The following is a 20,341-nucleotide window of genomic DNA, read 5'->3' on the forward strand; positions in this document are numbered from 1 at the left end:
GTCTGCCGCCAAGATCGGACCGATGGTCAACGCGATTTTCTCATCCCTGCCCACCACGATCTTCGAGGAGATGTCGGGGCTGGCCCGGACCTTGGGCGCGATCAATCTCGGCCAGGGATTCCCGGACGATCCCGGCCCCGCGCCGATCCGCGCGCGGGCGGCCGAGCTGGTGCTGGACGGCTACAACCAGTACCCGCCCATGGCCGGGCTGCCGGAGCTTCGCCAGGCGGTGGCGGCGCACTATGCGCGGCGCCAGGGGCTCGACCTCGACTGGGCGAGCGAGGTCACGGTGACGTCGGGCGCCACGGAGGCCCTGGCCGCCAGCTTCCTGGGCCTCGTCAACGAAGGCGACGAGGTGATCGTCTTCCAGCCGGCCTACGACTCGTACCTGCCCATGATCCGGCGCGCGGGCGGCGTGCCCCGGCTCGTCAGCCTCTCGCCGCCTCACTGGCGCCTCAGCCGCGAGATGCTCCAGTCGGTCTTCAGCGCGCGGACAAGGCTGGTGGTGCTGAACAACCCGATCAACCCGGCCGGCGTCGTCCTGCCCGAGGAGGACCTCGCGCTCCTGGCCGAGTTCTGCGTGGCCCACGACGCGATCGCCGTGTGCGACGAGGTGTGGGAGCAGGTCGTGTTCGGCGCCGCGCGCCACCGGCCGCTGATCGCCTTTCCCGGGATGCGCGAGCGCACGGTGAAGATCGGCTCGGCGGGCAAGATGTTCGGCCTCACCGGCTGGAAGGTCGGTTTCCTCTGCGCCGCGCCGCGTCTGACGCATGCGCTGGCGCGCACCCACCAGTTCCTCACCTTCACCACGCCCCCGAACCTCCAGGCCGCCGTGGCCTGGGGCCTGGAGAACCCGGACGACTGGTTCGAGACGATGCCGCGCAAGCTGCAGGCGTCGCGGAACCGCCTCGCCGAGGGCCTGCGACGCGAGGGCTTTTCGGTCCTGTCGAGCGAAGGCACCTACTTCCTCAACGTCGACCTCCCCGGCTCGGGCGTCGGCCTGGGGGATCGCGACTTCTGCCTCATGGCCGTCAGGGAAGCCGGCGTCGCGGCGATCCCCGTGTCGGCCTTCTACGAGCACGACCCGGTGACCTCGATCATGCGCCTGTGCTTCTCGAAGGCCGACGCCACGCTGGACGAGGGCGTCCGGCGGCTGGCCAGGGCGCGCGACCTGGCCGTCAGGCGGCCCGCCACCTTGCCGGCGTGACGCCGAAGGTCCGCCGGAACGCGGCGATGAAGGCCGAGGGGCTCTGGTAGCCGGCGTCGAGCGCGGCGGCCGTGACCGACGCCCCTGCGCTGAGGGAGACCACCGCCTGCTGCATGCGCGCCCGGCCCCGCCAGGCCTCCAGGGGCAGCCCGGTCTCGGCCAGGAACAGGCGCTGCAGCGTGCGGAGCGAGGCGCCGGCGCCGCGGGCGAGCTCGGCCAGGGAGACCGCCGCGCCCGGCTGGTCCATCAGCCGGGCCGCGAAGGCCCGGGCCCTGGGATCCTGCGGCAGCGGCAGCTCGAGCGGCGCCGTCTCGCCGGCGGCCAGCAGGTCCAGCAGCAGCGCCTCCAGCCGGGCGTGGGCCGGGTCGTCCATTTCGAGCATGCCCAGGCGCACGATGTGGAGGATCAACTCCCGCAGGAGCGGCGCGACCTCGATCGCCCGGCAGACGTCGAGCCGCGAATCCGCGCCCGACGGCGCGAGGTAGAGGGTGCGCATGGCCACCTGCCCGCGCATCTGGATCTCGTGCGGCGTGCCGCCCGGCACCCAGATGGCGCGCGTCGGCGGCACCATCCAGGAGGCCGTGGGCGTGGAGACCACCATCACCCCGCTCGCCGCATAGACGAGCTGGGCCCACGGATGGGTGTGGCGATCGAGCCGGGCCTTGTCTCCGTAGGTGACGGCGAGGCCGCGTACGGGAAAGCCGTCCAGGTCCCGCACGTTTTGGCGCGCTGACGACATAATTCGTCAGACTAGCGCGAGCGCGCCTTGGGGCAAACGCCTAGCCTGGCTCCAGAGGGAGGAGCCCGCCATGCCTGGAGGCCTGCGCCATTTCGCCATCAACGCCGACGACGTCCCACGGGCGCGCCGGTTCTATGAAACGGTCTTCGGCTGGTCGTTCGCGCCGTGGGGGCCGCCCGACTTCTTCAGCGCAGAGACGCCCACGCCCGGCCTGCGCGGCGCGGTGCAGGGGCGGCGATCCGTCGGCGGCCAGGCCATGCCGGGGATCGAGGTGACCTTCGGCGTCGAGGACATCGCGGCGGCCGTGGCGGCCATCGAGGCCAACGGCGGCAAGGTCCTGATGGCGCCGTTCCACATCCAGGGCGTCGGCCGGCTGGTCTGGTTCCAGGACACGGAAGGCAATATCGCCGGCGCCATGCAGTACGAGAGGCCCGCGCCGTGAGCGTCCTGACCGATCCGTCGCTGCAGGCGCGCATCGACGCCCTGCAGGCGAGAAGCGCCGCCCAGGAAGCCGAGACCGTCCGCTACTTCGGCGAGCGGGCCAAGCGCGGCGACCTGTCCTGGGACGCCCTCGACGCGGCCGCCAACCGCTTCATGGCCGACAAGATGGTGGCGCTGGAGCCCATCAAGTCCGAGTTCTGCCACATGCTGTGCCTCGCCTTGCGCGCCCGGCGCGTGGTGGAGATCGGCACCTCCTTCGGCGTCTCGACCCTCTACCTGGCCGACGCGGTGCGGCAGGTCTGCGGGCCGGACGGGGGCGGAGTCGTGATCGGAACGGAGTACGAGCCGGCCAAGGCCGCCGCCGCGCGGGCCAACTTCGCGGCGGCCGGGCTCGCCGACCTGATCGACCTGCGCGAGGGCGACCTGCGCGAGACGCTGAGGGCGATCGAGGGGCCGGTGGACTTCGTCCTGATGGACATCTGGACCGAGATGGCGCGGCCGGCCATCGAGCTCGTGGGGCCGCACCTGCGTCCCGGCGCCGTCGTGGTGGCGGACAACACCGGCGACGTCTTCCGCCACGCCTACCGTCACTTCTTCGCCTATGTGAACGACCCGGCGAATGGCCTGCGCACCATGACCCTGCCGTTCAGCGGCGGCCTGGAACTGGTGGTCAAGGTGTAGGCGCGCCGCCGCGCGCCCCTTCCTAGGATCCCGCCGGCGCGTGGGCGGCGAGCCAGCTCTCGAGCGCCTCGCCGGCCGAGCTCGCGCAGCCCGCCGCGTGCACCTGGACGATGGCGTCGAGGGTGGCGAGGCTTTCCGGCGAAGGGCAGATCCCCGAACGCGTCCGCGTCGAGCCGACGGTCTGCCGGGCCGCCGGCGCCACCATCACCTTGAGGATGGCCAGGCGGTCGGCCTCGGCCTGGTTGGCCTTGCGCGCCGGCAGCACGATCCCGCCGGGGGCGCCCTTCAGCCGGAGGACGTCGCCCGAGGCGTGCATCAGGGTGAGCGTGCGTCCGGGCGCGAGCTCGACCCGCCCGCCGGCGTCCAGCGACTGGCCCCGCACCAGCGAGGGATCCGTCGAGGCGACCACGATGTAGTCGCCGGCCGCGGCGGCCGAGGCGACGGCAAGGACCGCGACGGCCGCGAGGGGGGAAACAAACCGTCTGATCATGGGCCGAAGATCGCTCGCGGAACGCGGGGCGGCAAGATGCCGATGGGAGGTCGCCGAACACGGCGGAAAAGCCGCTGGAACGAGAGGAATACCCATAACGGGTGCGACAGATTGTACTGCAACCAGAAAGTGAACTTTTCTTTAACCGTCGATTAAGGCCGCCCAGTTACTCCTGAGGGGTAGAATGTCGAGGCGGACGCTATGGTCAGCGTGCAGCTGCGAAATTCCGGACAGGGGCTCTGGACGGCCCTGACCCTGCCCACTTCGGTGCAGGTGGCGCAGACGGTCGCCGCGACGGCGCGCAAGCTCAACATGGCCGACCAGGTCCGCATCGCGCCCTCGCCCACCGCCGGACGGCTCGACATCCGGGTCTAGCGACCGAGGTCGCCCCGCTCGTCGACGTCGAACAGCACGCCATCGTCGGGCGCTTCCACCAGCGCCAGCCGCGCGCCCAGCGCCTGGATCAGGGGCCGGGCGCCGACGTCCCCCGAGAGCGTCAGGGCCTGCGGGAACAGCGCCGCCGACAGCACGACCGGGTGACCGCGCGCGCCCCTGAAGGTCGGGGCGGCGGCCGGAGCGCCCGCCCGCACCGCTTGGGCGAGGGGTTCCAGGACGCCGATCGGCGCCCGGGGCATGTCGCCCAGGAACACGAAGGCCCCGGCGACCCCGGGCGCCAGCGCGGCGATCCCCGCGCGCAGCGAGGCGCCCATGCCCTCGGCGTGGTCGGGCGCGTGGACCAGGCGGATGTCGGCGTCGAAGGCCCGCGCGCAGGCGGCGACCGCCTCGGCGCCGGCGCCGGTGACGACGATGATGGTCGCGGCGGGCGCCGCCTTCGCCGCGGCCAGGGCGCCGTGGAGGAGCGGCGCGCCGCGATAGGGCGCGGTCAGCTTGCCGCCGCCGAAACGCGAGGCCGAGCCCGCCGCCAGCACCACCGCCGCGAAGTCGGCGCCTGTCCCCACGATCGGTTTCCCCCTATCTTCCTGCGTGAATGACGCCCTACGACGACATCGCGCCCAGGCCCAGCCCCGTGGCGGCCGCCCCGCTCGTGGACGGGTTCGGCCGCACGGTGAGCTACCTGCGGCTCTCGGTCACCGACCGCTGCGACCTGCGCTGCGTCTACTGCATGGCCGAGCACATGACCTTCCTGCCGAAGGCCGAGGTGCTGACCCTGGAGGAGCTCGACCGGATCGCCTCGGCGTTCGTCGCCCTGGGGACGCGCAAGATCCGGCTGACCGGCGGGGAGCCGCTGGTGCGCAAGGGCATGATGGACCTGGTCCGCGGCCTCGGCCGCCACCTGGCCACGGGCGCGCTGAAGGAGCTGACGCTCACCACCAACGGCACGCGGCTCGCCGAGTTCGCCCCCGACCTGGCGGCCGCCGGGGTGCGGCGGGTCAACGTCTCGATGGACACCCTGAAGCCCGATCTCTTCCGCCGGCTGACCCGCGGCGGGGACCTGGGCAAGGTCCAGGCGGGCGTGGCCGCGGCGCAGGCGGCCGGGCTGTCGGTCAAGATCAACGCCGTCGCCCTGAAGGACTCCAACGCGGCGGAGATCCCCGAGCTGGTCCGCTGGGCCCATGAGCGCGGCTGCGACCTCACCCTGATCGAGACGATGCCGATGGGCGAGGTCGACGCGGACCGCACCGACGAGTTCCTGTCGCTGAGGGACGTCCGCGCCGAACTCGAGAGCTTCTGGACGCTCGAGGACCTGCCCCTGTCGACAGGCGGGCCCGCCCGCTACGTCCGCGTCGCCGAGACCGGCGGCCGGCTGGGCTTCATCACGCCGCTCAGCCACAACTTCTGCGAATCCTGCAACCGCGTGCGCCTCACCTGCACCGGCACGCTGCACACCTGCCTGGGCCAGGAGGACGCCACGGACCTGCGCGCGGTGATCCGCGCGGGCGCGACCGACGCCGAGCTGGCCGAGGCGATCCGCGGCGGCGTCGACGCCAAGCCGAAGGGCCACGACTTCCAGATCGCGCGCAAGGCGCCGGCCGTCGCCCGCCACATGTCCACCACGGGCGGCTGAGCCATGGCCCGCGTGCTGCTGTTCGGACCCCTGCGCGACCTCGCCGGCTGGCGCGAACGCCAGATCGCCGCGGCGTCGGTCCACGAGCTGCGCGCCACGCTGGCTTCCGAGGACCCGGAACTGGGCGCGGCGCTGGGCGGCAAGGGCGTCCAGGTGGCCGTCGATCAGGCGGTCGTCCGCGGCGACGCGGCCCTGGGCCCGGCCAGCGAGGTCGCCTTCCTGCCTCCGATGAGCGGCGGATGAGCATCCGGCTCACCGAGGCGCCGTTCGACCCGGGCGCGCTCCTGACCGCGTTCACGTCCGGCCGCAGCGAGACCGGCGCGGTCGCCACCTTCACCGGCATCGCGCGCGCCGAGGCGGGCCGCACCGCGATCCTGGAACTGGAGGCCTATCCCGGCTTCACCGAGGCCGAGATCGGCCGGATCGCCGATCAGGCCCGAGCGCGCTTCGGCCTGCACGACCTGGCGATCCTGCACCGCGTCGGCCGGATCCAGCCGGGGGAGCCGATCGTCTTCGTGGCCACCGCCGCCGGTCATCGGCGCGCGGCCTTCGAGGCGTGCGACTTCCTCATGGACTACCTGAAGTCCCGCGCGCCCTTCTGGAAGAAGGAGCACGGGCCCGACGGCGAGCGCTGGATCGAGCCCACCGCCCAGGACCACGCCGACCGCGAGCGCTGGGGCTAGGGTGCGTTCCAAAGAGTGGGTTCAGCCGGTTCCGTTTGAACGGATGAGGCTCTAGCCGGCCGCCACGCCGCGGCGCAGGCGCTCGTCGCCCGCCGAGAAGTTGGGATCCACCAGCCACAGGCGAAGCAGGCGCCGCTTGCGCTCGGGCTCGGGCCAGTCCTCGTACTCGGTCCGCTTGTGCAGGACGGCGGCGTTCTTGAGGAACTGCATGTCGCCGGGACGGAAGTTCATGTCGAGGTAGGCGTCGGGGTCGTTCGCGGCCCGCTCGATGAACTCGATGGCCTCGACCTGGGCCCGCGACAGTCGCGGACAGGCGGCGTGCTGCTGGCTCTCGCGGATGTACCAGGGCACGAAGAAGGTGCGCAGGCGCCGGCCGTCCCAGCGGCAGAGCGGGATCTCGAACCACGCCTTCTCGCCGGGTTTGTGCTGGCCCTGCGTGTCGAAGGGGAACGGCTCGAACAGCACGGGGACGAGGTCGGGCCGCTCGGCGAGAATCCGGTTGAAGATCGCCGGCGAGCTGACGATCCGGCTGACGCCGCCCGACTTCGCCGCCTGCAGGCAGAAGAGGCCGATCATGTCGGCGGCGTCGGTGTGGAAATCCTGCTCGGCGCGGGTCTTGTAGAGACGCACGCCATACGCTTTCGGATCGGCGCCCGTGTCCTCGATCCGGCCCAGCAGATCGCCGTCGGTGTTCTGCGAGATCGCCCGGCCCATGTGCAGGCCCAGCGCCCAGTAGGCGCCGGCGCAGACGTCCTCCGGGTGGTCGCCGACCGGGAAGCCGCGAAGGAGGACGAACCCGCGCCCCGCGTCCAGCTCGCGAACCCACTCTGCGATCCGCGGACCCAGCGTGGGCAGGGGGACGTCCTCCCGCCGCCACGCCCGCCACGGACGATCGGCCGCCCGCCGGACCGCCGCGATCAGCTCGTCGATGTCCGCGGGGGTGAACGCGTAGCGCCAGTCCGCGAGGCCCGCGAGGTCGCGGCCGGACCAGACGTCCGGAGAGGTCAGGCGCGCGGCGGGCATCGCCGGACGGCTCGGCATCGTCTCGGACATCGCAGGCTCCCTCAGACCTGCGGTTCAATATTTCTGGAAATTAGGAAATGTCAATCGGCTCCGCCGGTCTCCGCCGCCGCCAGCCGCGCGACGTCGCGCACATAGGCGTCGGCGTCGAACTTCTTGAAGGTGTTGGGCCCCATCGAGCGCACCGTGCCGAACACCGGCTGCGGCCCCCACGGGCGGTCGTGCAGGCCGTACAGCCAGCCGACGTTGGTGAACGAGTTCGGGTCGCGCCCGTCGAGGAACCAGCGGTTGTTCAGCGCCAGGGTGGTCTCGAACGCCTCCTCGGGCGAGGCCGACCAGTGCAGGATCTTCTTTCCCCAGTACATGCGCAGGTGGTTGTGCATGTACCCGGTGGCCGTCATCTCGCGCATGGCGGCGTTCCAGTAGGGATCGTGCGTCCCGGCCGCTTCGAACTGGGCGCGGGTGTAGACGTGGGGACGCGGATCGCCCGCGTGGTCCGCCAGGGTCTTGCGCGCCCATTCCGGCATGGCGGCGTAGCGGTCGTAGTCGGTCTCGTAGAAGCAGTGGTTCATCGACAGCTCGCGGCGGACGATCAGCTCCTCCAGGAAGCTGGTCCGGTTGTCGCCGCGGCTGTGCCGCCGCGCGGCGAGGGCGATCTCCACCGGCGAGATCTGGCCGAAGTGGAGGTAGGGGCTCATGAGCGAGGCGGCGCGGGCCTCGGGCTTGCCGCGTTCGGCGCCGTAGCGATGCAGGCCGTCGGCCACGAAGGCGTCGAGCCGGGCCCGCGCTGCGCCCTCGCCGGCCGGGAACCGGCGGACCTGGCCCACGGAATGGTCGATCTTCAGGCCGGCCAGGATGGCGGCCACGTCGTCCAGGTCGAGCGCGCCCTCCAGGTCGAACCGGTCCATGCGGCGCCGCAGCTCGCGCGGCTCGAGGGGCTCCAGGAACTCGTCCCAGACCCGATGCAGGCGCGGCCTCAGCGTGCGGGCGGCGTACTCGTGCTTGTCCGAGGCCCGCTCGATCGGGACCACGACGTCGCCCTCCACCTGCACGAGCCGGCGGTCCAGGCCGTCGGCGAGACGGGCGCGCCAGGTGCGCTGGATCTTCAGGTAGCCCCGGTCGCAGACCACCAGCGCGGCGTCGGCCGCGAGCGCGCGGGCCAATTCGTGCGGCGGCTGCTTGCGGATGACGAAGCCGACCCCGCGATCGGCCAGACGGCGCCGCGCCTCGGCCAGACCCTCCAGCATGAAGCCGTAGTGGCGGGCGTTCGCCTCCGGGAACGCCGTCAGGCCGAAGCAGACCAGCACCGGCAGGTCGAGCGCGTTCGCCTCGTCGATGGCGAACTCCAGCGCCGGATTGAAGTCCGCCCGCTGCGACTGCTGCATCCAGTAAAGCACGTAGCGCGCGGGGATCCTCGGCGGGGCGTCGACGAGAACCTTCAGACGGGCGGACGAGATCACCGGACGCTCCACGCGGAAAACGGACGCCGGAGAAAACACGCTTCAGGCCGATTGGCGACGCTTCCCGGCGCGCGATTTTGAGCTTGCCCGATTTCGGGCACGCGCGTTGTCTGCGGCGGATGGCCGAGGCAGATCCACCACCGATGTCGGATGCGGGCGACCTGGACGACCTCGTGGCCTACGTGGCGCGATCCAGCGGGCTCGATCCTTCGCAGGCAAGGCGGATCGTCGATGACGTGCTCTCGTACCTGGGCGAAAGCCCGCAGGCTTTCATCCGCAGGCGCCATGCCGCACTGCTCAGGCTGGGGCGCCGGAACGAGGAGATCTACGCGCGGATCGCCGACGAGCTCGCCCAGCGGCGGTTTCCGGCCCCGCCCTACTCGATCCGCCAGATCCGCCGGATCATCTACGGCTGAGGGGGCGCGCTGATGTGCGGCATCGTCGGATACGTCGGCGAGCGCGCCGCGCTGCCGCTGCTGATGGAGGGCCTGCGGCGGGTCGAGTACCGCGGCTACGACTCGGCGGGCGTGGCGGTCGCGCACGAGGGACGCCTCGCGGTCCACAAGCGCAAGGGCAAGGTGCGGGAGCTGGACGCCGCCCTGCCCGCGGCGGGCCTGCCCGGAACCACGGGGATCGCCCACACCCGCTGGGCCACGCATGGCGAGCCCAGCGACGCCAACGCCCACCCGCACACCGACGCCCAGGGCCGCATCGCGGTCGTCCACAACGGCATCATCGAGAACGCCGCCGAGCTGCGGGCCCGCCTGGCCGCCGACGGCGTCGCGTTCCGCTCCGAGACGGATACCGAGGTGCTGGCGCACCTGATCGCCGCCCGGCCCGAGAACAGCCTTCTCGACGCGGTGCGCGCGGCCCTGCGGCAGGTGAAGGGCGCCTACGGCCTCGCCGTGATCGACGCCGCGCGTCCCGAGGCCATCGTCGCCGCCCGCAACGGCGGCCCGGTCGTGATCGGCGTGGGCGACGAGGAGATGTTCGTCGCCTCGGACGCCTCCGCCCTGATGGGGCATGCCAAGACCGTGGCGCACCTGGACGACGGCGAGATCGCCGAGGTCCGGGCCGACGGCTTCTCGGTGCTGACGCTGGAGGGGACCGAAACCGCCAAGGCCACCCAGGCGCTGGAGGGCGAGGCCGCGGGCTTCGACAAGGGCGACTACGCCCACTTCATGCGCAAGGAGATCGCCGAGCAGCCCGACGCGGTGCGCCGCACGCTGATGGGCCGGCTCGACGCGCGTTTCTCCACGGCGCACCTGGGGGGCATCGAGCTCGCGGCGCGCGAGATGCTCGACATCCGCCGGGTCAAGATCCTCGGCTGCGGCTCGGCCGGCTACGCGGGCGTGCTGGGCGCGCACCTGATCGAGACGCTGGCCCGCATCCCTGCGCACGCCGAGCCCGCCTCGGAGTTCCGCTATCGCAACCCGGTGATCGAGCAGGACACGCTCTATGTCGCCGTCAGCCAGTCGGGCGAGACCTTCGACACCCTGGCGGCGATCCAGGAGGTGAAGCGGAAGGGCGGGCGGGTGCTCGGCGTCGTCAACACGGTGGGCTCGACCATCGCGCGCGAGTGCGGCCGGGGCGTCTACCTGCACGCGGGGCCCGAGGTGGCGGTGGTCTCCACCAAGACCTGGACCTGCACGGCGGTCGCCTTCGCCCTTCTGGCGCTGCAGCTCGGGCGGGTGCGGGATCTGTCGGCGGCCCAGGGCGCGCGGCTGCTGGCCGGGCTGTCGGCCCTGCCCGACCAGATCGCCGGGATCGTCGCGCGCGAGGCCGAGCTGGCGCCGCTCACCGCGCGCCTGGTCCGCAGCGAGCACGCCTACTTCATCGGCCGCGCGGCCGGCTATGCGGTGGCCATGGAGGGCGCGCTGAAGCTGAAGGAGGTGAGCTACCTCCACGCCGAGGCCTACGCCGCCTCCGAGCTCAAGCACGGCCCCCTGGCCCTGATCGCGCCCGAGACGCCGACGGTGGTCGTCCTGCCCGACGACGAGCTGCTGGCGAAGAACCTCTCCACCATCGCCGAGGTGCGCACGCGCCAGGGGCCGGTGCTGGCGATCACCCATCCGGGCGTCAAGGTCGACGGCGTCGAGGCGGCCTTCGCCGTCCCCCGCTCCGAGCCCGAGCTCGCGCCGATCCTGATGAACGTGCCGCTTCAGCTCCTGGCCTACCAGGTCGCCCAGGGCCTCGGACGCGACATCGACCAGCCCCGCAACCTCGCCAAGTCCGTCACCGTCGAGTGAGGCGCGATCAGGCTTCGCCCAGCACTGCTCCTCCCCTGCGCAGCAGGGTGGAGGGGTCGCGGGCGCCGCGGGTCGCCCCCCTCCACCGCCTTCGGCGGTCCCCCTCCCCCTGCGGGGGAGGACTGCGTGGGCGGCTGCCGCCCTTCTGAACCGCCGAGACGCGGAGGGCGCGGAGATCTCTGCGTCCTCCGCGGTTCAATCGAGCGCCGCCGCGCCGGCCGCCACTGGCGCTTCGCTTCCGGGGGGATGACGGTTTAGAAGGGCGGCGAAGGAGTCCGACATGAACGCCCCTGTGCTGAGCCCCGGCGGAAAGATCGACACCGCCAAGCCGCTGAAGCCCGTCCGCGTCGCCGTGCTGACGATCTCGGACACCCGCGACGAGGAGAGCGACACCTCCGGCAACCTGCTGGCGAGCCGCGTGAAGGACGCCGGGCACGAGCTGGTCGCCAAGGGGATCGTCAAGGACGACGTCGAGCAGATCCGCGCGCAGATCCTGAAGTGGGTCGGCGAGGGGGTGGAGGCCATCGTCTCCACCGGCGGCACCGGCATCACGGGCCGCGACGTCACGCCCGAGGCCGTGCGCCCGCTGTTCGACAAGGAGATCGACGGCTTTTCGGTGGTGTTCCACCTGGTCAGCTACCAGTCGGTGGGGCTCTCCACCCTGCAGAGCCGCGCGCTGGCCGGCATCGTGAAGGGCTGCTTCGTCTTCTGCCTTCCGGGCTCGAACGGCGCGGTGAAGGACGGCTGGGACAAGGTGATCTCGGCCCAGCTCGACAGCCGCCACGGCCCCTGCAACATGGTCGAGCTGATGCCGCGGCTGATGGAAGCCTAGTGGCCGGAAAGCTCACCCACATCGACGAGACCGGCCGCGCCCGCATGGTCGACGTCTCGGACAAGGCCGTGACCGCCCGCGAGGCGGTGGCGGAGGGTTTCCTGCGGATGTCGCGCGAGACGCTGGCGCTGGCGATGTCCGGCGAAGGCCGCAAGGGCGACGTCCGCGCCGTGGCCGAGATCGCGGGCGTGATGGCCGCCAAGAAGACGTCCGACCTCATCCCCATGTGCCACCCCTTGCCCATCGCCAAGGCCGAGGTGCGGGTCGAGCCGGGCGACGGGGGCCTCTCGGTCACCGCGCGGGTCAAGACCACGGGCCAGACCGGCGTAGAGATGGAGGCGCTGACCGCCTGCTCGGTGGCGCTGCTGACGCTCTACGACATGCTGAAGGCGGCCGAGAAGGGCATGGTCATCGAGGCGGTCCGGCTGGTCTCCAAGACCGGCGGCAAGAGCGGCGACTGGTCGGCATGAAGCTGCTCCCCGTCGACGACGCCCGCGCCCGGATGCTGGCCGAGGTCGCCGCGCTGCCGGCCGAGACGGTTCCCCTGCCCGCCGCTGTCGGCCGGGTGCTGGCCGAGGACGTCCGCGCGGTGCGCGACCAGCCGCCTTTCGCCGCCTCCGCCATGGACGGCTGGGCCGTGCGGGCTGCGGACACGCCGGGCGACCTGCGGATCGTCGGCGAGAGCGCGGCCGGGCGCGGCTTCGAGGGCGAGGTCGGTCCCGGCGAGGCGGTCCGCATCTTCACCGGCGCCGCCGTGCCTGCCGGGTGCGACGCCATCGTGATCCAGGAGGACGCCCGGCGCGACGGCGACGTCGTCACCGTCCCCGCCACCCCGGCGGGACGCCACCTGCGCCCGGCGGGCGGCGACTTCGCGGCGGGCGACGTGCTGCTGCCGCGCGGCGTCGCCATCGACGCCTGGCGCCTGTCGCTGGCCGCCGCCGCCGGACGGGCCGATGTGTCGGTGAGTCGCCGGCCCCAGGTGGCGCTGTTCTCGACCGGCGAGGAGATCGTCGAGGCGCCGGCCACGCCCGGGCCCTTCCAGATCTACGACTCCGGCTCCCGGGCCCTGGAGGCGCTGATCGCGGGCTGGGGCGGCGAGGTCCGGCGCGCCAAGCCGGTTCGCGACGACCTCGAGACCACGATCCAGGCGCTGCGGGACGCCAAGGGCGACCTGGTGGTGACGGTGGGCGGGGCCTCGGTGGGCGACCACGACCTGGTGCGGGCCGCCGCGGGGGCGCTGGGCCTCGATCTGCGGGTCGCCAGCGTCAACGTCCGCCCGGGCAAGCCCACCTTCTTCGGCGTCCTGGGCGACGGGCGCAGGCTGCTGGGCCTGCCCGGGAATCCCGCGTCCGCGCTGGTCTGCGCCGAGCTGTTTCTCCGTCCGCTGCTGCGCGCCTACGCCGGGGCCGACCCGACGCCGCCGACCCTTTCGGCCCGGCTCGCCCGGCCGCTTCCCGCCAACGGCTCCCGCGAGCACTGGATGCGTGCGCGCCTCGCCCACGCGGACGGCGGCGTCACCATCGAGGCGTTCCCGGATCAGGACTCTTCGCTGATCGGGGTCTTCAACGCGTCCAACGCGCTGCTGCGGCGGCCGGCGGATGCGCCGGCGCTGTCCGCGGGCGACGTCGTCGAGGCGCTGCCGCTGGCGCGGGCGTAGCGGACGGCGGTGATCTCGCCGATCACCGAGACCGCCACCTCGAACGGCGCCTTGCCGCCGATGTCCAGGCCGATCGGGGCGTGCAGCCGCGCCAGCGCCGCCGCCGGCATCCCCATGTCCTCCAGCTCGGCGACGCGCCCGGCCAGTCGCCGGCGCGCGCCCAGCAGGCCGACGTAGCCCGCCCGGGAGGGCAGCGCCGCCTTCAGCGCCTCGCGGTCGGTCTCCAGGTCGTGGGTCGCCACGGCCACGTACGTCCACGGGTCGAGGCCGATGGCCGCCAGCGCCGGGCCGGGATCGTCCCGGCGGTAGGCCAGGTGCGGGATCGGCGGCGGGGTGGACGGTCCCTTGGGCCGCACCAGCGTCGTCTCGAACCCTGATTTCACCCCCAGCTCGGCGATGGCCAGGGCGGTCGGATCGCCGCCCACGATCACCAGCCGCGGCCTGGGCTCGTGACGCCGCACCACCTGGACGCCCGGCCACGGCGCGGGGTCCGGTCCGCAGCTGCGCCGGGCGCCGTCGCTCAGGTAGGTCACCGGCCGACGCTCTGCCTCGGCCGCGAGCAGCTCCGCCAGCGCGGGATCGTGCGGTCCCACCCGCTCCACGAAGATCTCGATGCGGGCGCCGCAGAGCAGGCGGATGTCGGGCCAGGGGCTGCCTTCGCCGTACACCAGTCGCCGGGCCTGCCCGTCCGCGAGCACGGCCCAGGCGTGGCCGGCCACGTCGCCTTCGACGCAGCCGCCCGAGAAGTAGCCGGCCAGCACCCCCTCGGCGAAGACCATCTGGGTGCCTTCGGGCCGCGGGCCGCCGCCCTCCACGGCCACCAGCGTCGCCAGGACCAGGGGGTTTCCCGCCTCGGCCGCGCGGCGCAGGGCCGGGCGGACGTCCTCGTCGAGGCCGAAGGTGGGCCACTCGGGAAGGGGCGAGTCGGGACCGGGAACGTCAATCACCCTCGGATACGCCTTCTTAGCTTTCCTGCGACAAAATGGTCTCGGAAACGGATTCCACCAAGCATTTCAGCCGCCGAGCCTGCCCGCCGCATGACCGCCTCCCTCAGCAAGCTCGGCCTCGGAACCGGCCAGTTCGGCCTCGATCAGCCGGCCATGAGCCGCGGCCGGCCGCGCGACGCCGAGGCTCGCGACATCCTCTCCATCGCCGGGCGCTCGGGCATGGGCGTGCTGGACGTCGTGCGCGGCTCGACGACGGCCGACACCCTGCTTCGCGGCGCGCTGCCGCAGCCGAACCCGTTCAAGGTCACGCTCACCAGCATCCGCCCCGACCGCGGCCCCGAAGTGGCCGAGGCCGAGCTTCGCGCCCAGATGCTGCGCCTCGGCGTCGAGCGTGTCGACACCATCCTCGCGCCGTCGGCCACCGACCTGCTCGCCCCGCAAGGCGCGTCGCTCTGGGACCGGCTGAGGGCGCTGAAGGACGCCGGCGTCTGCCGGCGGATCGGCGTGCCGGTCTACGCCTCGGACGACCCGGTCGGCGTGGCGCGGCGCTTCAAGCCCGACGTCGTCCAGGCGCCGGCCTCGCTCCTCGACCAGCGGCTGCTGCTGGACGGCTCGCTCGCCACCCTGGCCGAGATGGGGATCGAGGTGCACCTGCGCTCCATCTTCCTGAACGGCGTGCTGTTCCTGCCGCCCGACCGGGCGCCCAGCCACCTGAAGGCCGCCGCCGGCCGCATCAGCCGCGCGCGGCGCCTGATCGCCGAGGGCAAGTCCGACCCGCTGCAGGCCGCGCTGGGCTTCGCGCTGACCCGCCCTGAAGCCACCGCCGTGCTCGTGGGGGTCACCTCGGCCGCCGAGATGAGCGCCGTCGTCGCGGCCGCCATGAGCCCGCCGCCCGACCTGGACTGGGACGAGATGGCGATCGACGACCCCGACGCGCTGAACTGGGCGGCCGCCTGATCCGCCGCGGGATGCGGCAGGGTTCGGACTCACTTCGACATCAGCGATTTCAACAACTTCCGGCCGTCCCGGCGAATGCCGGGACCCAGATTTCACGTGCGAGATCGTGGTTGGAGGGGCTCCGAGCCTACGGAACCCGCATCTGAGCCCTTCCATCTGGATCCCGGCCTTCGCCGGGATGACCGGATCTTGAGGACGGACCCTAGACCGGCCGGTCGATCGCGGGCTGCGGCGGCGTGAACCACGCCGCGCCCGCCTCCGTCACATGGAAATGGTCTTCCAGCCGGACGCCGAACGCGCCCGGGATGACGATCATCGGCTCGTTCGAGAAGCACATGCCGGGCTGCAGCGGCGTGCGATCGCCGCGCACCAGGTAAGGCGCCTCGTGGATCGACAGGCCGATGCCGTGGCCGGTGCGGTGCGGCAGGCCGGGCAGGTCGTAGTCCGCACTGAAGCCTTCGGCGGCCAGGACCCTTCGCGCCACGGCGTCGATCTCCTCGCACAGAACGCCGGGCTTCACCGCCGCGAAGGCCGCAGCCTGGGCCTTCTTCTCGACCGCCCAGACGCGGAGCATCTCCTGCGTCGGCTGGCCGAAGACGTAGGTGCGGGTGATGTCGGAGTTGTAGCCCTGCACCCGGCAGCCCGTGTCGATCAGCACGAGGTCGCCGTCGCTCAGCGCCTGCTCGCCCGGCAGGCCATGCGGATAGGCCGAGGCTTCGCCGAACTGCACCGCGCAGAACGACGAGCCGTCGTCGGCCCCGAGCGCGCGGTGCGCGGCGTCGATGAACCGGCGCACCTCGCCGGTGGTGATCCCCGGGCGCAGGATCCGCGCGGCGCGGCGGTGGACCTCCAGGGTCATGGCCTTGGCCTGCGCCATGAGCGCGAGCTCGGCCGGCGACTTGATCATGCGGCAGCCGTCCACCACCGGGGCGGCGTTGGCCATGGCCACATCGGGCGCCGCGATCCGCAGCGCGTCGAACATCGCGAACGCCAGCGCCGGATCCACCGCCAGCGAGCGGGCGCCTATCCCGGCCAGCACCTGCGCGGACAGGTCGTAGGGGCTCTCGTGCTCCTCCCACAGCCTGAGCGGCGCCTCCACGCCGAGGGAGGCCAGGAGCGATCCCTCCTCGAAGCGCGGGCAGATCATCACCGGCGTCCCGGTCTTCGGCAGGATCATCGTCACCAGCCGCTCGGTCGCGTTCCAGCCGACGCCGGCGAAGTAGCGCAGCGACGCGCCGGCCCCGATGATCAGGGCGTCGGTGGTCATCAGCGACTGGGCCTTCGCCAGCCGCGCCAGCCGCTCGGCGCGCGTGATCGGCGGCGCCGGGTTGGACCAGGGGCCCAGGTCCGCGAGCTCCGCCTCGGCCGTCGATCCGCCGATCGCCATGTCTGCTCCTCCGCTCCGTCATCCCGTGTATAGGCTGGGGCATGGCTGGGAGTCAGGACTTCGCGGCGGACCCGCGGAACGCGGACCTGCGCATCTACGTGAACGGCGACCTCGTGCCGCGGGCCGAGGCCCGGGTGTCGGTGTTCGACGCGGGCTTCGTCCTGGGCGACGGCGTCTGGGAAGGCCTGCGGCTGCACAAGGGCCGCCTGCTGTTCCTCGAGGCGCACCTGGAGCGGCTGTTCGCGGGCCTGGAGGCAATCCAGCTCCCGCTCGGCCTCACCCCCGACGAGCTGACCGCCGAGATCGAACGCACCCTGGCGGCCAACGGCATGGTGGACGGCGCGCACCTGCGCCTGATGGTCACCCGCGGCGAGAAGGCGGCGGTGAACCAGGACCCCCGCAACTGGCTCGGCAGGCCCACCATCGTCATCACGGCAGAGTACAAGAGCCCTTCGCCCGAGGTCGCCGCCCGCGGCCTCGCGCTCGCCACCTCCGAGATCGTCTGCACGCCGCGCGAGATGTTCGACATGCGGCTCAACTCGCACAGCCGCCTCGCGCTGATCCGCGCGCTGATCGACGCCATCGGCAAGGGCGGCGACGAGGCGCTGATGCTGGATCCGAACGGCTTCGTCTCGTCCTGCAACGCCACCAACTTCTTCTGGGTGAAGGACGGGCGGGTGATGACCTCCACCGGCGACTACTGCTTCAACGGCGTGACCCGGGCGAACGTCATCGCGCTCTGCCGCCGCCACGGCGTGCCGATCACCCTCGGCGACTTCGAGCTGGCCGACGTGGCCGAGGCGGACGAGGCCTTCGTCACCGGCACCTTCGGCGGCCTGACGCCGGTCCGGTCGCTGGACGGCCGCGACTTCCCGCACCCCCTGCCCGGCCCCGTCACCGCCCGGCTCCGCGCGCACTACGAGGCGCTCAAGGACGAGGACGCCCGCGACGGGCGCCGCAGCGCATGACGATCCGGATCGCCATGTGGTCGGGTCCGCGCAACATCTCCACGGCGATGATGCGCAGCTTCGAGAACCGGCCCGACTGCCAGGTCGTGGACGAGCCGTTCTACGCGGCCTACCTGGCCCGCACCGGGCTCGATCATCCCATGCGGGACGAGGTCCTGGCGGCCCAGCCGCACGACTGGCGCGACGTGGTGACCGGCCTCGACGCCCTCGGCGGCCCGCTCGTCTACGAGAAGCACATGACCCACCACATGCTGCCCGGCTTCGGCCTGGACTGGGTGGCGGGCCGGCGCAGCGCCTTCCTGATCCGCGACCCGGCCGAGGTGCTGGCCTCCTACGTCGCCAGGCGCGCCGAGGCGACCCTGGACGACATCGGCGTCGTGCAGCAGCGCGCGCTGTTCGACCGCGTGGCCGACACGCTGGGGCAGGCGCCGCCCGTGGTGCGGGGCGCCGATATCCTGGCGCATCCGCCGGCGATGCTCTGCGCCCTGTGCGATGCGCTGGATATCCCCTTCCGCGAACAGATGCTGAGCTGGCCGGCCGGACGCCGCGCCTCGGACGGCGTCTGGGCGCCCGCCTGGTACGACGCGGTCGAGCGTTCGACCGCCTTCGAGGCCCCGGAGCGCCGCGAGTATCCGGCCCTGCCCGACCACCTCGCGCGGATCGCGGACGCCGCCCGACCCCACTATGAGGCCCTCGCGGCGCACCGGCTGAAACCGCCGGCGCCGATCCCGGAGCCTCTCCCGTTCAGACGGACCGTCTGATCGGGACGATGAGGCTCCGAGTCCGGAGCCCTGGCGCGCTTGGCCGCCTACCGCCGCAGCCTCAACCCCACATACGCCGCCAGGCCCGGCTCACGGTAGCCGAGGGTTTCGGCGTAGCGCCTGTCGGCGAGGTTCTCGACGCGCGCGGTCAGGGTCAGGCCCTCGTTCACCGCGTAGGCGGCCGAGACGTCGGCCGTGACGAAGCCGCCTCGGACGGCGCGGCTGAAGCCGTCCCGGGCGGTGTCGGACTGGCTCGACTCCGCCCGCACCGAGACCGATCCCGACCAGGGGCCGCGGTCCCAGAGCAGCGACGCGGACCCCGCGTGGTCGGGAACGCGGAGCAGGCTGCGGTCCGTCGAGCGGTCGATGGCGTCCGTCCAGGCGTAGGCCAGCTTCACGCGCACGCCCTCGGCGAGCCGCGCGTCCACCTCGGCCTCGAGCCCGCTGGAGCTGGTCTTGGCGATGTTGATGTAGCGGCTGGCGACGTAGGCGATCTGGTCGCGCACCAGCAGCCGGTACGCGGTCACGGCCGCGGAGACCGTGGCGTTCGACCAGCCCAGCCGAAGATCATAGCCCTCGGCCCGCTCGGGCCGCAGGGCGACCGGCGGCGCGAAGCAGAAGTCGCAGACGACTTGGCTGACCGTCGGCGTCTTGAAGCCCGTGCCGGCGGACGCCACCACGCGGAAGCCCCCGCCCGCGTCGAGCGCCGCCGAGAGCCGGCCGGTGGTCCGGGACCGGAACGCCTCGGGGTCGTCGTGCCGCACGCTGCCGGTCAGGGTCAGCCGGTCCAGCCGCGCCTGCCCCACCGCGAAGACCGCGGTGTTGGAGAGGTTGCGCGAAAGGCCGGTGGAAAGGTCGGCCTCGCTGGCCTGGTGCTCGGCGCCGACCACGAAGCGGTCGCCCTGCGTCGCAGTCCAGCGGAGCACCTGCCGGTCCGCGTCCACGACGGACGGGAAGGACGAGAGGTTGCGGCGCCTCAGGTCGTAGGCGCTGAGGCTGATCTCGTGCGTGAGGCCCAGCGCGTCCACGCTCGCCCGCGCGAAACCCTGCCAGGCGCGGGTCTTCGCCCGGTCGGGCGTATCGCCCAGTTCGAACCGCGGCGGCGGATAGCCGTCGATCTCGACGGTGGAGCGGGTGTACCGCAGCCGCCCGTCCACGCGCACCTGAGGCGAAGCGGTGAAGCGGCCGCCGAGGTTGGCCGTCCAGGTCCTGAAGCCGTCGTCCTCGGCGCCGGTGTCGGCCTTCGAGATCCCGTCGGTGCGGAAGCCCGCAACCGTGGCGCTGAGGGCGTAGCGGTCGGTGCGCGTCCCCGCGCCGGCGAAGCCCCGCGCCGTCGTGAACGAGCCGCCTTCGGCTGCGAACTCCAGCCCGTCCAGCTCGCGCGTGGTGAAGCTGACCACCCCGCCGATGGCCTCCGAGCCCCACAGCGAGCCCTGCGGCCCGGACAGCACCTCGACCCGCTCCAGGTCGGCGGTCTGCAGCGAGGAGGGGTCGTAGTCGCCGTTCGGGGCCGCGCCGTCGCCGACCGGCACGCCGTCGATCAGCACCAGGGTCTTGTCGGGCGCGGCGCCGCGGATGCGGATGGCCGCCACGCCGCCGAACGCGCCGGTCCGCGCGATGGACACGCCGGGCACGGTCGAGAGGAGATCGGCCGCGAAGGCAGTGTTCCGCGCTTCGATCTCGGCGCGGTCGATCACCCGGGCGCCGGTGATCTCCTCGGGGTCCACCGGCAGGCGCGCGGCGGTGACGACGACCTCGTCGACCGAGGTGTCCGCGCAGGCCGGCGCGGCGGCGGCCGCGGCGAGGGCCGCGGTGGCAAGAAGGTAGGATCGCATT

Annotated in this window: 22 protein-coding genes and 1 pseudogene; 15 read left to right on the top strand and 8 right to left on the bottom strand. The window is 72.7% G+C overall.

The features are described 5' to 3' along the window. Nucleotides 1–22: 22 nt before the first annotated feature. Nucleotides 23–1,207, top strand: coding sequence for an aminotransferase (locus JNK30_RS05770; RefSeq protein ID WP_293481032.1), 1,185 nt, complete (start codon nt 23–25; stop codon nt 1,205–1,207). Here JNK30_RS05770 and JNK30_RS05775 read toward each other — a convergent pair. Further along, on the bottom strand, nt 1,179–1,925 hold the full coding sequence (locus tag JNK30_RS05775) for a helix-turn-helix transcriptional regulator (protein ID WP_293481034.1): 747 nt from the start codon (nt 1,923–1,925) through the stop codon (nt 1,179–1,181). The two genes, JNK30_RS05770 and JNK30_RS05775, sit on opposite strands and share 29 nt — an antisense overlap. A gap of 91 nt (nt 1,926–2,016) precedes the next feature. Here JNK30_RS05775 and JNK30_RS05780 point away from each other — a divergent pair, with 91 nt between their 5' ends. Together JNK30_RS05780 and JNK30_RS05785 are read left to right on the top strand one after the other, a co-directional pair. Continuing rightward, on the top strand, nt 2,017–2,388 hold the full coding sequence (locus JNK30_RS05780; RefSeq protein ID WP_293481036.1) for a VOC family protein: 372 nt from the start codon (nt 2,017–2,019) through the stop codon (nt 2,386–2,388). Then, a complete protein-coding gene (locus JNK30_RS05785; RefSeq protein WP_293481038.1) occupies nt 2,385–3,068 on the top strand; it encodes an O-methyltransferase in 684 nt (227 codons plus the stop codon). The genes JNK30_RS05780 and JNK30_RS05785 overlap by 4 nt, the downstream gene beginning before the upstream one ends. Before the next feature lie 22 nt (nt 3,069–3,090). Here JNK30_RS05785 and JNK30_RS05790 read toward each other — a convergent pair whose 3' ends face one another. Continuing rightward, nucleotides 3,091–3,558: a hypothetical protein gene (locus JNK30_RS05790; RefSeq protein WP_293481040.1), complete on the bottom strand. Its 468-nt coding sequence runs from the start codon at nt 3,556–3,558 to the stop codon at nt 3,091–3,093. A gap of 201 nt (nt 3,559–3,759) precedes the next feature. Between JNK30_RS05790 and JNK30_RS05795 the strand changes: the two genes are divergently transcribed. Next, entirely contained in the window at nt 3,760–3,933 is a 174-nt protein-coding gene (locus JNK30_RS05795) for a hypothetical protein (RefSeq protein WP_293481042.1), read from the top strand. On the opposite strand, the gene JNK30_RS05800 is transcribed toward JNK30_RS05795, so the two are convergent. Next, nucleotides 3,930–4,517, bottom strand: a complete 588-nt coding sequence (locus tag JNK30_RS05800) for a nucleotidyltransferase family protein (RefSeq protein ID WP_293481044.1) — start codon at nt 4,515–4,517, stop codon at nt 3,930–3,932. The genes JNK30_RS05795 and JNK30_RS05800 overlap by 4 nt on opposite strands. 29 nt (nt 4,518–4,546) lie before the next feature. On the opposite strand from JNK30_RS05800, the gene moaA reads away from it, so the two are divergent. The 3 genes from moaA to JNK30_RS05815 are packed head-to-tail and all read left to right on the top strand — an operon-like array spanning nt 4,547 to nt 6,267. After that, nucleotides 4,547–5,584, top strand: a complete 1,038-nt coding sequence (gene moaA, locus JNK30_RS05805) for a GTP 3',8-cyclase MoaA (protein WP_293481045.1) — start codon at nt 4,547–4,549, stop codon at nt 5,582–5,584. Nucleotides 5,585–5,587: 3 nt separating this feature from the next. Beyond that, entirely contained in the window at nt 5,588–5,827 is a 240-nt protein-coding gene (locus JNK30_RS05810; protein WP_293481047.1) for a MoaD/ThiS family protein, read from the top strand. Then, nucleotides 5,824–6,267 carry a molybdenum cofactor biosynthesis protein MoaE gene (locus JNK30_RS05815; RefSeq protein WP_293481048.1) on the top strand — a complete coding sequence of 148 codons (444 nt, stop codon included), beginning with the start codon at nt 5,824–5,826 and terminating at the stop codon, nt 6,265–6,267. The genes JNK30_RS05810 and JNK30_RS05815 overlap by 4 nt, the downstream gene beginning before the upstream one ends. Before the next feature lie 51 nt (nt 6,268–6,318). On the opposite strand, the gene JNK30_RS05820 is transcribed toward JNK30_RS05815, so the two are convergent. Both JNK30_RS05820 and JNK30_RS05825 read right to left on the bottom strand, forming a co-directional pair. Continuing rightward, nucleotides 6,319–7,320, bottom strand: coding sequence for a TauD/TfdA family dioxygenase (locus JNK30_RS05820; RefSeq protein WP_293481049.1), 1,002 nt, complete (start codon nt 7,318–7,320; stop codon nt 6,319–6,321). A 50-nt stretch (nt 7,321–7,370) separates the two neighbouring features. Further along, nucleotides 7,371–8,747: a deoxyribodipyrimidine photo-lyase gene (locus tag JNK30_RS05825; protein ID WP_293481050.1), complete on the bottom strand. Its 1,377-nt coding sequence runs from the start codon at nt 8,745–8,747 to the stop codon at nt 7,371–7,373. A 143-nt stretch (nt 8,748–8,890) separates the two neighbouring features. Between JNK30_RS05825 and JNK30_RS05830 the strand changes: the two genes are divergently transcribed. The 5 genes from JNK30_RS05830 (at nt 8,891) to glp (ending at nt 13,485) form a co-directional block, all read left to right on the top strand. Continuing rightward, nucleotides 8,891–9,163 carry a hypothetical protein gene (locus JNK30_RS05830; protein WP_293481051.1) on the top strand — a complete coding sequence of 91 codons (273 nt, stop codon included), beginning with the start codon at nt 8,891–8,893 and terminating at the stop codon, nt 9,161–9,163. A gap of 12 nt (nt 9,164–9,175) precedes the next feature. After that, the gene (gene glmS / locus JNK30_RS05835) at nt 9,176–10,996 is read left to right on the top strand and encodes a glutamine--fructose-6-phosphate transaminase (isomerizing) (protein ID WP_293481052.1); all 1,821 of its coding nucleotides are present in this window, start codon (nt 9,176–9,178) and stop codon (nt 10,994–10,996) included. A gap of 280 nt (nt 10,997–11,276) precedes the next feature. Beyond that, a complete protein-coding gene (moaB, locus tag JNK30_RS05840; RefSeq protein ID WP_293481054.1) occupies nt 11,277–11,828 on the top strand; it encodes a molybdenum cofactor biosynthesis protein B in 552 nt (183 codons plus the stop codon). Next, complete coding sequence (gene moaC, locus JNK30_RS05845; protein ID WP_293481055.1) at nt 11,828–12,298, top strand: cyclic pyranopterin monophosphate synthase MoaC; 471 nt, start codon at nt 11,828–11,830, stop codon at nt 12,296–12,298. Before moaB ends, moaC begins: the two co-directional genes overlap by 1 nt. Beyond that, entirely contained in the window at nt 12,295–13,485 is a 1,191-nt protein-coding gene (gene glp, locus JNK30_RS05850; protein WP_293481057.1) for a gephyrin-like molybdotransferase Glp, read from the top strand. The genes moaC and glp overlap by 4 nt, the downstream gene beginning before the upstream one ends. A gap of 23 nt (nt 13,486–13,508) precedes the next feature. Here glp and JNK30_RS05855 read toward each other — a convergent pair. Next, nucleotides 13,509–14,432 (bottom strand): annotated as a pseudogene (locus JNK30_RS05855) (XdhC family protein); the annotation flags it as partial. Nucleotides 14,433–14,522: 90 nt separating this feature from the next. On the opposite strand from JNK30_RS05855, the gene JNK30_RS05860 reads away from it, so the two are divergent. Continuing rightward, entirely contained in the window at nt 14,523–15,389 is an 867-nt protein-coding gene (locus JNK30_RS05860) for a bifunctional regulator KidO (RefSeq protein ID WP_293481059.1), read from the top strand. A 202-nt stretch (nt 15,390–15,591) separates the two neighbouring features. Here JNK30_RS05860 and JNK30_RS05865 read toward each other — a convergent pair whose 3' ends face one another. Beyond that, the gene (locus tag JNK30_RS05865) at nt 15,592–16,776 is read right to left on the bottom strand and encodes a Xaa-Pro peptidase family protein (protein WP_293481061.1); all 1,185 of its coding nucleotides are present in this window, start codon (nt 16,774–16,776) and stop codon (nt 15,592–15,594) included. 41 nt (nt 16,777–16,817) lie between these two features. Between JNK30_RS05865 and JNK30_RS05870 the strand changes: the two genes are divergently transcribed. Further along, a complete protein-coding gene (locus tag JNK30_RS05870) occupies nt 16,818–17,744 on the top strand; it encodes an aminotransferase class IV (protein WP_293481062.1) in 927 nt (308 codons plus the stop codon). Further along, nucleotides 17,741–18,505 carry a hypothetical protein gene (locus tag JNK30_RS05875; RefSeq protein ID WP_293481064.1) on the top strand — a complete coding sequence of 255 codons (765 nt, stop codon included), beginning with the start codon at nt 17,741–17,743 and terminating at the stop codon, nt 18,503–18,505. Before JNK30_RS05870 ends, JNK30_RS05875 begins: the two co-directional genes overlap by 4 nt. Before the next feature lie 47 nt (nt 18,506–18,552). Here the strand turns inward: JNK30_RS05875 and JNK30_RS05880 are convergent, their stop codons facing one another. Next, entirely contained in the window at nt 18,553–20,340 is a 1,788-nt protein-coding gene (locus JNK30_RS05880) for a TonB-dependent siderophore receptor (RefSeq protein ID WP_293481066.1), read from the bottom strand. Nucleotide 20,341: the final 1 nt, after the last annotated feature.

Origin of the sequence: Phenylobacterium sp. (genome assembly GCF_016793225.1) — a bacterium.
GTDB lineage: Bacteria > Pseudomonadota > Alphaproteobacteria > Caulobacterales > Caulobacteraceae > Phenylobacterium.

Excerpts from the sequence above, each read along its gene's own strand:
- JNK30_RS05770 (WP_293481032.1), top strand. The coding sequence starts at position 23 with ATGGTCAACGCGATTTTCTCATCCCTGCCCACCACGATCTTCGAGGAG.
- JNK30_RS05780 (WP_293481036.1), top strand. The coding sequence starts at position 2,017 with ATGCCTGGAGGCCTGCGCCATTTCGCCATCAACGCCGACGACGTCCCA.
- JNK30_RS05790 (WP_293481040.1), bottom strand. The coding sequence starts at position 3,558 with ATGATCAGACGGTTTGTTTCCCCCCTCGCGGCCGTCGCGGTCCTTGCC.
- JNK30_RS05795 (WP_293481042.1), top strand. The coding sequence starts at position 3,760 with ATGGTCAGCGTGCAGCTGCGAAATTCCGGACAGGGGCTCTGGACGGCC.
- moaA (WP_293481045.1), top strand. The coding sequence starts at position 4,547 with ATGACGCCCTACGACGACATCGCGCCCAGGCCCAGCCCCGTGGCGGCC.
- JNK30_RS05810 (WP_293481047.1), top strand. The coding sequence starts at position 5,588 with ATGGCCCGCGTGCTGCTGTTCGGACCCCTGCGCGACCTCGCCGGCTGG.
- JNK30_RS05815 (WP_293481048.1), top strand. The coding sequence starts at position 5,824 with ATGAGCATCCGGCTCACCGAGGCGCCGTTCGACCCGGGCGCGCTCCTG.
- JNK30_RS05820 (WP_293481049.1), bottom strand. The coding sequence starts at position 7,320 with ATGTCCGAGACGATGCCGAGCCGTCCGGCGATGCCCGCCGCGCGCCTG.
- JNK30_RS05830 (WP_293481051.1), top strand. The coding sequence starts at position 8,891 with ATGTCGGATGCGGGCGACCTGGACGACCTCGTGGCCTACGTGGCGCGA.
- glmS (WP_293481052.1), top strand. The coding sequence starts at position 9,176 with ATGTGCGGCATCGTCGGATACGTCGGCGAGCGCGCCGCGCTGCCGCTG.
- moaB (WP_293481054.1), top strand. The coding sequence starts at position 11,277 with ATGAACGCCCCTGTGCTGAGCCCCGGCGGAAAGATCGACACCGCCAAG.
- glp (WP_293481057.1), top strand. The coding sequence starts at position 12,295 with ATGAAGCTGCTCCCCGTCGACGACGCCCGCGCCCGGATGCTGGCCGAG.
- JNK30_RS05860 (WP_293481059.1), top strand. The coding sequence starts at position 14,523 with ATGACCGCCTCCCTCAGCAAGCTCGGCCTCGGAACCGGCCAGTTCGGC.
- JNK30_RS05865 (WP_293481061.1), bottom strand. The coding sequence starts at position 16,776 with ATGGCGATCGGCGGATCGACGGCCGAGGCGGAGCTCGCGGACCTGGGC.
- JNK30_RS05870 (WP_293481062.1), top strand. The coding sequence starts at position 16,818 with ATGGCTGGGAGTCAGGACTTCGCGGCGGACCCGCGGAACGCGGACCTG.
- JNK30_RS05875 (WP_293481064.1), top strand. The coding sequence starts at position 17,741 with ATGACGATCCGGATCGCCATGTGGTCGGGTCCGCGCAACATCTCCACG.
- JNK30_RS05880 (WP_293481066.1), bottom strand. The coding sequence starts at position 20,340 with ATGCGATCCTACCTTCTTGCCACCGCGGCCCTCGCCGCGGCCGCCGCC.